This window comes from Burkholderia anthina (assembly GCF_902498995.1).
Lineage (GTDB): Bacteria > Pseudomonadota > Gammaproteobacteria > Burkholderiales > Burkholderiaceae > Burkholderia > Burkholderia anthina.
Window position 1 is genome coordinate 183,958 of the sequence record NZ_CABVLY010000014.1, and the last position, 9,843, is coordinate 193,800.

8 protein-coding genes and 1 pseudogene are annotated in these 9,843 nt (G+C 68.7%); 6 read left to right on the forward strand and 3 right to left on the reverse strand.

The features are described 5' to 3' along the window. Nucleotides 1-156: 156 nt before the first annotated feature. Nucleotides 157-1,368: an NO-inducible flavohemoprotein gene (hmpA, locus tag BME24068_RS19270; protein WP_096507009.1), complete on the reverse strand. Its 1,212-nt coding sequence runs from the start codon at nt 1,366-1,368 to the stop codon at nt 157-159. Nucleotides 1,369-1,740: 372 nt separating this feature from the next. Between hmpA and BME24068_RS19275 the strand changes: the two are divergent. From BME24068_RS19275 to BME24068_RS19300, 6 genes and pseudogenes are all read left to right on the forward strand, one after another. After that, nucleotides 1,741-2,013: pseudogene (locus BME24068_RS19275) on the forward strand (MgtC/SapB family protein); the annotation flags it as partial. Nucleotides 2,014-2,223: 210 nt separating this feature from the next. After that, complete coding sequence (locus BME24068_RS19280) at nt 2,224-3,153, forward strand: TauD/TfdA dioxygenase family protein (protein ID WP_174927045.1); 930 nt, start codon at nt 2,224-2,226, stop codon at nt 3,151-3,153. 54 nt (nt 3,154-3,207) lie between these two features. Then, the gene (locus BME24068_RS19285; protein WP_174927046.1) at nt 3,208-4,263 is read left to right on the forward strand and encodes an ABC transporter substrate-binding protein; all 1,056 of its coding nucleotides are present in this window, start codon (nt 3,208-3,210) and stop codon (nt 4,261-4,263) included. Nucleotides 4,264-4,390: 127 nt separating this feature from the next. Further along, entirely contained in the window at nt 4,391-5,317 is a 927-nt protein-coding gene (locus tag BME24068_RS19290) for an ABC transporter ATP-binding protein (RefSeq protein WP_420887561.1), read from the forward strand. Next, nucleotides 5,314-6,201 carry an ABC transporter permease gene (locus BME24068_RS19295; protein WP_096507004.1) on the forward strand — a complete coding sequence of 296 codons (888 nt, stop codon included), beginning with the start codon at nt 5,314-5,316 and terminating at the stop codon, nt 6,199-6,201. The genes BME24068_RS19290 and BME24068_RS19295 overlap by 4 nt, the downstream gene beginning before the upstream one ends. 382 nt (nt 6,202-6,583) lie before the next feature. Continuing rightward, on the forward strand, nt 6,584-7,945 hold the full coding sequence (locus BME24068_RS19300; RefSeq protein ID WP_174927047.1) for an LLM class flavin-dependent oxidoreductase: 1,362 nt from the start codon (nt 6,584-6,586) through the stop codon (nt 7,943-7,945). A 165-nt stretch (nt 7,946-8,110) separates the two neighbouring features. On the opposite strand, the gene BME24068_RS19305 is transcribed toward BME24068_RS19300, so the two are convergent. Both BME24068_RS19305 and soxC read right to left on the reverse strand, forming a co-directional pair. Further along, on the reverse strand, nt 8,111-8,659 hold the full coding sequence (locus BME24068_RS19305; protein WP_174927048.1) for a c-type cytochrome: 549 nt from the start codon (nt 8,657-8,659) through the stop codon (nt 8,111-8,113). Then, nucleotides 8,652-9,839, reverse strand: a complete 1,188-nt coding sequence (soxC, locus tag BME24068_RS19310; protein WP_244962174.1) for a sulfite dehydrogenase — start codon at nt 9,837-9,839, stop codon at nt 8,652-8,654. The genes BME24068_RS19305 and soxC overlap by 8 nt, the downstream gene beginning before the upstream one ends. Nucleotides 9,840-9,843 lie beyond the last annotated feature (4 nt).

Here is a 9,843-nt window from a genome sequence, read left to right on the forward strand (position 1 = left end):
GGCGGCTGGCGGAGGTTTCAACGGCGACGGCCGGGGCACGGCCGTGCGGCAGGCGAGAACGACCCGAACGATTCAATGACCGGCTGCGGAGCCGACGCGCACTCCGCGTCGGCAATCCGGCGCCGCACGCGTCGCGCGGCATGCGGCGCCTTCCCGTCATTCCGCGAACAGGTCCGGCCCGAACACCTCGTAATGGATCCGCGCCTCGTGAATCCCGAGGTTCTTCAGCGCATCGTGCTGGATCCGCATGAACGGCACCGGGCCGCAGATGTAGTAATCGGCATCGGGCAGCAGGAGCGTGTCCTTGATCGCGTTCACGTCGACGAGCCCCTTGCGGTCGTAGTCGCTGCCTTCGGCATCCTGCGGCAGCGGGTCGTCGTAGAACACGACCAGCTTGAAGTTCGCGTGCGTCTTCGCGGTTTCGCGCAGCCGGTCGCGCATCGCATGCACGCCGCTGTTGCGCGCGCCGTGCACGAACACGACCTGCCGCTGCGGATCCTGGATCGCGCGCTTCAGCATGCTGATCATCGGCGTCAGCCCGACGCCGCCGCTGATCAGCACGATCGGCGTCTTCGCATCGACGTCGATGTGGAAGCTGCCGTACGGCGCGGCGAGCCTGATCTCGTCGCCGACGTTCACATGATCGTGCAGCAGACACGACACGTAGCCGGGCGGACAGGTGCCGCCGCTTTCGCGCTTCACGGAGATCCGGTACGTATGCCCGTTGGGCATGTCGGACAGGCTGTACTGGCGAATCTGCTGCAGGCCGAGCGCGGGCACGTCGACGGCGACGCTGATGTACTGGCCCGGCTCGAAGTTCGCGACGGGCTTGCCGTCGGCCGGCGCGAGAATGAACGACGTGATCACGCTGCTCTCGGGCCGCTTCTCGCGGACGACGAAAGTGCGCCAGCCGGTCCAGCCGCCCAGGCGGTCCGACGACTGTTCGTACAGTCCGCTTTCCATGCCCATCAGCACGTCGGCAAGGTTGCCGTAAGCCTGCGCCCACGCGGAGATGATGTCGTCGGTCGCCGCGTCGCCGAGCGTTTCCTTGATCGCGGCGAGCAGGTTCTCGCCGACGATCGGATAGTGCTCGGGCCGCACGCCGAGGCTCGCGTGCTTGTTCGCGATGTTCGTCAGCACGGCCGCGAGACTGCTCGGGTCCTCGATGTTCTCCGCATACGCATAGACGGCGCGCGCCAGTGCCTGCTGCTGTTGCCCCTGCTCCTGGTGCGCCATGTTGAACACGTTCTTCAGCTCCGGATGCGCGTTGAACAGCCGCGTGTAGAAGCATTTGATGATGTCGTAACCGTGTTGCGCAAGGACGGGGGCCGTGGCCTTGACGATGTCTTTCGTTTTCTGCGTAAGCATGGTCGAACTCCTTCGTAAGGGGGGCGTCGCGCTGCGGCGCGCGCGGGCGACGACGGGTGTCGCGCGTCTCGTCTGTCGTATCGGTGGGGGATTCGAACCCGTGCGGCGCACGAGGCGAATGCATATTGTCCGGTCCGGCCGAACGACCGGTCAAGGTGCGGGCCGTGCGTATGGCGACGCATGAGCGACCGGATTCGGATCGACCGGATGGGCCGTTTCGACAAGCCGTTTTGCCGCGCGACACGATGCGCGCGCCCGTGGGGCGGTACGGCATGACGCATGCCAGAACCGGGCCCGAACCTTGCGCACCGCTTGCGCCGTTCGCGGTCGTACCGCGGCGCATCACGCACGACGACGTGCATGGAAACGCGCATGAAGCCGATGCCGGTCGTACCTCAACGGCACGAGATGTTCGTCAGGGTTGGGCGGGCGTTGCTCGCGGGCGGCCTGATCGGCCTCGACCGGAGTGAATCCGGCAAGGCGGCCGGGTTGCGCACGACGATCCTCGTGTGTCTGGCCGCGTGCCTGTCGATGCTGCCGATCAATGCGCTGCTGCCGCAGGCCGGCAAGCCGCAGGATGCGTTCCCGGCGCTCGACCCGATGCGGCTGCCGCTCGGCCTCCTGACCGGGATGGGGTTCATCGGCGCGCGCGAGCCACGTGACCGGGCAGATCTACGACGTGTCGGGCGGCGCGGGACAGCCTGGGTGCGGCGCCGTGGCGGCATGCCCCGTCGGGCCCGCCGCCCGAGCAGCGATCTTTATCGCTACAGCAGATAAACGTATCGAAATCGCTTCGTTGACGCAGTCCGGCACGCGCTCGTAGATTCGGCTTTTTACCGAAACAAGGGCTGTATCGTGACGACTCCCGCCATCCGCGCCACCGAGTGGACGTTCGCCGGCCAACGGCCCGTATTGCCGCCGCACGCCGGCGCGCAGCAGTTCGACATCGTGGCGTTCGACGCGCCGCTGGGCGCCGAAGTCGTCGGCATCGACCTGTCGCAGCCGCTCGACGCCGCCGGTTTTGCGCGTATCCACCGCGCGCATCTCGATCATCACGTGCTGGTGTTTCGCGACCAGCGCATCACGCCGGCGGAACACATCGCGTTCAGCCGCCGCTTCGGGCCGCTGCAGACCCACGTGCTGCATCAGTTCGCGCTGCCCGCGCATCCGGACGTGCTGATCGTGTCGAACATCGTCGAGAACGGCAAGCCGATCGGGCTCGGCGACGCCGGCCATTTCTGGCACTCCGACCTGTCGTACAAGGAAAAGCCGAGCCTCGGCTCGCTGCTGCACGCGCAGGAACTGCCGGCCGAGGGCGGCGACACGCTGTTCGCGAACATGCATCTCGCGTGGGACACGTTGCCCGCGCATCTGCGCCGCGCGGCCGACGGGCTGCGCGCCGAGCACACGTATCTCGCCCGTTATGCTGAACTGCAGGCGCGCAACCCGTGGCGGCCGAACCTGTCGCCCGAGCAGATCGCGCAGGTCGAGGCGGTCGTGCATCCGGTCGTGCGCACGCATCCGGAAACGGGCCGTCGCGCGCTGTTCGTCAGCGAGCATTTCACGACGCGCATCGTCGGCCTGCCCGAAGACGAAAGCCGCGCGCTGCTCGACGCGCTGTTCGCGCACAGCGTGCGTGCGGAGCACCTGTATCGGCACCACTGGCGCGATCACGACCTCGTGTTCTGGGACAACCGCTCGCTGATGCATCTCGCGGCCGGCACGCCCGACCATCTGCGCCGCAAGCTGTACCGCACGACGATCGAGGGCGACGCGCCGTTCTGAGTCGCGCGCCGCTGCGTTCCGCTGTCCCTTTCCGACTGGATCACTGGAGTTCCGATGTCGTTTTCGCTTTCGCCGGCGTTCAGCCGCACGACCCTGTCCGCGCGCCGCGCTTTGGCCGCCACGCTCACCGCCGCGCTCGCATTCGCGGGCGCCGGCCTGCCGCAAGCCGCGCATGCGGAAGGCAGCATCCGCATCGCCGAGCAGTTCGGCGTCGTCTACCTGATGCTGAACGTCGCGCGCGACCAGCAACTGATCGAGAAGGAAGGGCGCAAGGCCGGCGTCGACATCAAGGTCGACTGGGTGCGGCTGTCGGGCGGCGCGGCCGTGAACGACGCGCTGCTGTCCGGCGCGATCGATGTCGCGGGCGCGGGCGTCGGGCCGCTCCTGACGGTGTGGGATCGCACGCGCGGCCGGCAGAACGTGAAGGGCGTCGCGTCGCTGGGCAATTTTCCGTACTACCTCGTCAGCAACAACCCGAACGTGAAGACCATCGCGGACCTGAGCGCGAAGGACCGGATCGCGGTGCCGGCCGTCGGCGTGTCGGTGCAGTCGCGCGTGCTGCAGTACGCGGCCGCGAAGCAGTGGGGCGACAAGGAGTTCGACAAGCTCGATGCGCTGACGCAGGCGATTCCGCATCCGGATGCGACGGCCGCGATTCTCGCGAACAGCAACGTGATTACCGGCCACTTCGGCAATCCGCCGTTCCAGGAGCAGGAGCTCGCGGGCAATCCGGGCGCGCATATCGTGCTGAATTCGTACGACGTGCTCGGCGGCCCGAGCTCCGCGACGGTGCTGTACGCCACGCAGAAATTCCGCGACGACAACCCGAAGACGTACCGCGCATTCGTCGCCGCGCTGGCCGATGCGGCTCGCCAGATCGCGGCCGATCCCGAGCGCGCGGCCGACACGTATATCCGCGTGAACGGCTCGAAGATCGATCGCGCGTTGCTGCTGAAGATCCTGCGCAATCCGCAGGTGCAGTTCAAGACCGCGCCGCAGAACACGCTGCGGCTCGCGCAGTTCATGTATCGCACCGGTGCGATCCGCAACGAGCCGAAATCGTGGCGCGACTACTTCTTCGACGATCCGGCGACGGCCGGCGGCAGTTGAGCGCCGGTGCCGCTGCGACAGCGCGATCGACGCTTATACGTCGATCCGGTTTCGATATGCGCAATCGTTGGTTGGGTCGTGCCGCGCACGGCCGCATGCTGATGTTTTCTTCGCAAGAGTCTCGATCGTGAATGCCACTTCCCCCCGAACCTGGTTGCCGCCGTATGCGGCGCGCGGCGCCGCCGCGCCGGCCGCGCGTGCGGCATCCGATGCACGTACCGCGCCGCAGGCCGCACCGGCCGACGCGCGCAGCGAACGTCTGCTGGCCATCGATCGAGTGAATCTCGAATACCGGAGCGGCGCGCGGATCGTGCGCGCCACGCATCAGGTCAGTTTCGACGTGTACGGCAGCGACCGCTTCGTGCTGCTCGGCCCGTCGGGGTGCGGCAAGTCCACGTTGCTCAAGGCGATCGCCGGCTTCATCGAGCCCGTGTCGGGGGCGATCACGCTCGACGGCCGTCCCGTGCACGGGCCTGGCCCCGACCGCATCGTCGTGTTCCAGGAATTCGACCAGTTGCCGCCGTGGAAGACGGTCGCCGAGAACGTCGCGTTTCCGTTGCGTGCGGCCGCCAGGCTGTCGCGTGCCGAAGCGCGCGAGCGCGCGCTGCACTATCTCGACAAGGTCGGACTCGCCGCGTTCGCCGACGCATATCCGCATACGCTGTCCGGCGGGATGAAGCAGCGCGTCGCGATCGCGCGCGCACTCGCGATGCAGCCGCGCGTGCTGCTGATGGACGAGCCGTTCGCCGCGCTCGACGCGCTCACGCGCCGCAAGATGCAGGAGGAACTGCTGCGCTTGTGGGACGAGTTCCGCTTCACGCTGCTGTTCGTCACGCATTCGATCGAGGAGGCGCTCGTCGTCGGCAACCGGATCCTGCTGCTGTCGCCGCATCCGGGCCGCGTGCGCGCGGAGCTCAACAGCCACGAGCATTCGCTCGAGAACGTCGGCACCGGCGACTTCCGCGACAGCGTCGCACGCATTCATCATTTGCTGTTCGATACCGACGCGACCGGCGTCGCGAGCGCGACGAACCCGGAGGACACCGCATCATGAGCACGATCGACCCGGTCCTGCCGCCGTTGCCGCCCGTGCGCGCGGAGTACGAGCGCACGCTCGACACGCCGCCCGACGCCGAACGCGCGGCGCCCGCTCCGCTGTTGCGCCGCATCGCCGATGCGGGCTGGTTCCGCCGCGGCGTCATCGCGCTCGTGCTGATCGCCGCGTGGGAGATCGTCGCGCGCATCGTCGCGAACGATCTGCTCGTGCCGACCTTCGGCGCGACGCTCGCGGCGTTCGTGCAGGGCATCGAGTCGGGCGAACTGCTCGTGAAGACGGGCATCTCGATGTCGGTGCTGCTGCGCGGCTACGCGCTCGGCGTGTTCTTCGCGTTCGTGCTGACCTCGCTTGCGGTGTCGACGCGCATCGGCCGCGACGTGCTGACGATGCTCACGTCGATGTTCAATCCGCTGCCGTCGATCGCGTTGCTGCCGATCGCGCTGCTGTGGTTCGGGCTCGGTACCGGCAGCCTGCTGTTCGTGCTCGTGCATGCGGTGTTGTGGCCGCTCGCGCTCAGCATGTACACCGGTTTCGCCGGCGTGCCGGCCACGCTGAAGATGGCCGGGCGCAACTACGGGCTCACCGGCCTGCGGCAGATCGCGCTGATCCTCGTGCCGGCCGCGCTGCCGTCGATCCTGTCGGGGCTGCGGGTCGGCTGGGCATTCGCGTGGCGCACGCTGATCGCGGCGGAACTCGTGTTCGGCGCGAGCGCGGGGCAGGGCGGGCTCGGCTGGTACATCTTCCAGAACCGCAACGAGCTGTATACCGACCGCGTGTTCGCGGGGCTCGCGGCCGTCATCGTGATCGGCCTGCTCGTCGAGCACCTCGTGTTCGATACGCTCGAGCGCGTGACGGTGCGCCGCTGGGGCATCCAGCACTGACATTCCCGGCGCGCGCATAACCAAAGCTGAAATCGGTTTTTCACGCGCGCCGCGGGCGTCCCTATACTTTGCGGTGCCGCTTGTGGCGAGCGATCGAAGGATCGTACGGGCCGGGCGCGCGTGCGCAATCGATCGTCGGGACGTTCGCGCCTCGGGCAGCTGGAGGTCGTCCCGAGCGGGCCGCGTATCGACGCGGCGTGCCGATGCACGCTCCCGACCGGCATTGATTCGATATGCCAACGATTGCCGGCGGCAAGCCGCTGCCGCGCGATGCGCGGACGATCGGCGATCACGCACTGAACCGCGCGACCACGCACCGGCGTCAACGGGCGCGTGGCCCGCTCCGGCTGCACGCGCAGCCCTCTTTCCGGAAATTTTCCCGATGACGACCCGCACTGGCCATCTGCACCTCGGCGCGTTCCTGTACCCCACCGGCCATCACATCGCCGCCTGGCGCCATCCCGGCTCGCAGGCGGATGCCGGCGTCGACTTTCGCCACTACGTGCGGCTCGCGCAGGCGGCGGAGGCCGCGAAGTTCGATCTCGTGTTTCTCGCGGACGGCGTCGGCACGCGCGGCGACGATGTCGAATTCCTGAGCCGGACCGCGCACAGCTACGTCGCGCAGTTCGAGCCGTTGACGCTGCTGTCGGCGCTCGCGGCCGTCACCGAACGCATCGGGCTGGTCGGCACCGCGTCGACGAGCTTCAACGAGCCGTTCCACATCGCGCGCAAGTTCGCGTCGCTCGATCACATCAGCGGCGGCCGCGCCGGATGGAACCTCGTCACGTCGTCGAGCGCGCACGAAGCGCGCAACTTCAACCGCGACGCGCATTTCGATCACGGCGAACGCTATGCGCGCGCCGAAGAATTCGCGGACGTCGTGCGCGGGCTGTGGGATAGCTGGGACGACGACGCATTCGTGCGCGATCGCGCGGCGGGACGCTTCTTCGATCCCGGCAAGCGCCACGTGCTCGATCATCGCGGCCGCTTTTTCCAGGTGCGCGGGCCGCTGAACGTCGCGCGCTCGCCGCAAGGGCATCCGGTCGTCGTGCAGGCCGGTTCGTCGCCGGCCGGCACGCGGCTCGCCGCGCGCACGGCCGAGGTGATCTTCACCGCGCAGCAGACGCTCGACGACGCGATCGCATTCTATGCGGACGTGAAGGGGCAACTCGCCGCCTTCGGCCGCGACCCCGACACGCTGAAGATCATGCCCGGCGTATTTCCGGTGGTCGGCCGCACCGAGAGCGAAGCGCGGGAGAAATTCGACGCGTTGCAGGCGCTGATCGACCCGAGGGTCGGGCTCGCGCTCGTGTCGGGGCTGACCGGCGGCGTCGATCTCTCCGCGTATCCGCTCGACGGCCCGATTCCGCCGCTGCCGGAAACGAATGCGAGCAAGAGCCGACAGACGCTGACGCTCGAACTCGCGCGCCGCGAGAACCTGACGATACGCGAGCTGTATCTGCGCATCGCGGGCGCGCGCGGCCACTGGCAGCTCGTCGGCACGCCGGAGCAGATCGCCGACGCGCTCGAGGAGCGGTTCGTGCGGTACGGCGCGGACGGCTACAACGTGATGGCGCCGACCCTGCCGGGCGGCCTCGACGATTTCATCGAACTCGTGCTGCCCGAGCTGCGCCGCCGCGGGCTGTTTCGCCGCGACTATGCGGGGCATACGCTGCGCGATCATCTGGGGCTGCAGCGGCCCGAGCGGCGCGAGTTCGCCGCGCTTGGCGCGTCTGCGGCCTGAATTCGCAGGGGGGCGCCCGGCTGTCGAACGGCGATGGCGATGGCGGGGCGCTGCGACGAAGGTGTGGTCAAGACGGGCGTTGGCCGCCTGACGAAAATATCGTGCACACCATCCCGGGCTGCGCGGAAGATCACTCTCCGTCCCGCTCGCCCGGGCGCGGATGCGTCACAGCCTTCCCGGCCTGGGATCCGCCACGAAACCATCGCGGTTCGGCATCTTCACGCGCGGCAGCGTGCGCGCATCGAGCGTCGCGTCGTCCGGCACGATGCCGTTCAGGTGCAGCACGTATGCGGTGACCGCATAGACATCGTCCGCGCTCAGCGATTGCGGCGCGTTGTACGGCATCGCGCGCCGGATGTAATCGAACAGCGTCGTCGCATACGGCCAGTAGCTGCCGACCGTCTTCTTCGGTTTCGCGTCGGTGAGCGAGCCGATCCCGCCGACGAGCGGATCGCCGACGCCGCCCTGGCCGGCGGGGCCGTGACACATCGCGCATGTGTCCGCGAACACGCGCGCCCCGCGCGCGACCGTGCCCGCACCGCGCGGCAGGCCGCTGCCGTCGGGGGCGACGTCGATGTCCCATGCGGCGATCGTCGCGCGGTCGACCGGCTGGCCGAGGCCGAAGCCCGCGCCGAACGCGGGTGCGGCGAGCGCGCAGCTGATCGATGACGCCACCGCGAACGATGCAATCCGGCGCGTAATCGGCTTAGGCATTGCGCACCTCGCCGTCCGCGCCGACACGCCAGTTCTGGATGCCGTTGTAGTGGTATTGCGAGTTCACGCCACGCGCGGCGACGAGCGCGGCGCGGGTCGGCTGCACGTAGCCCGTGTCGTCGGTCGCGCGGCTTTGCAGGTCGGCCGGCTCGCCGTTCCAGACCCAGTCGGCCTCGAAGCGCGTCAGCGCGCGATCGCGCACGTCGCCCGCGAGCCGTGCGGCGCGCCAGGTGCGGCCGCCGTCGGTCGAGACGTCGACCGCGCGAATCCGGCCGCGCCCCGACCACGCATAGCCGCCGATCGGGTAATAGCCGTGCGACGCGAGCCGATACCCGGCCGACGGCCGCGTGATGACCGATTTCGCGTCCATCTCGAACACGAACTGGCGCGCGCAGCCGTTCGGCAGCAGGTTCGTATATTTCGACGTTTCCTCGCGCGTCATCTCCGGCGCGCGCACCAGTTTCAGCCGCCGCAGCCACTTGATGTTCGTGTTGCCTTCGAAGCCCGGCACGATCAGCCGCACCGGATAGCCGTTCTCGGGCCGCAGCCGCTCGCCGTTCTGCGCATAGACGACCAGCGCGCGATCGAGAATCCGGTCGAGCGGCAGGCTGCGCGTCATTGCCGCGCCGTCCGCGCCTTCCGCGAGCAGCCAGTGCGCGGCCGGATCGATGCCGGTTTCGTCGAGCAGCGTCGACAGCCGCACGCCGGTCCATTCGCAGCACGACAGCAGCCCGTGCGTGAACTGAACGGGCAGTCCGCTCGGGCCGTTCCATTCGCTGCCGGTGTTGCCCGAGCATTCGAGAAAGTGGATCCGCGATTCGGACGGAAAGCGCAGCAGGTCGTCGATCGTGAAGATGCGCGGCTCGCGCACGAGGCCGTGCACGACGACGCGATGGCGTTGCGCGTCGATATCGGGCACGCCCGCATGATGGCGCTCGTAGACGAGGCCGTTCGGCGTGATGTCGCCGAACAGGTCGGCGAGCGGCGTCATCGACGAGCCGGATCCGGGCAGCGCCGGCGCGCGGGCGCTGCGACGGATCACGTCGCGCTCGTGCGCGCCCGGCAGGCCGTACGGCGGCGACAGCAGCGGCGCACCGGGCGTGCGCGTCCACGGCGGCACGTCGAGCGGCGACAGCGGCGCGAGCGTCTGGCTCGCGAGTGCGCCGCCGGCCGGCAGCAGCGCG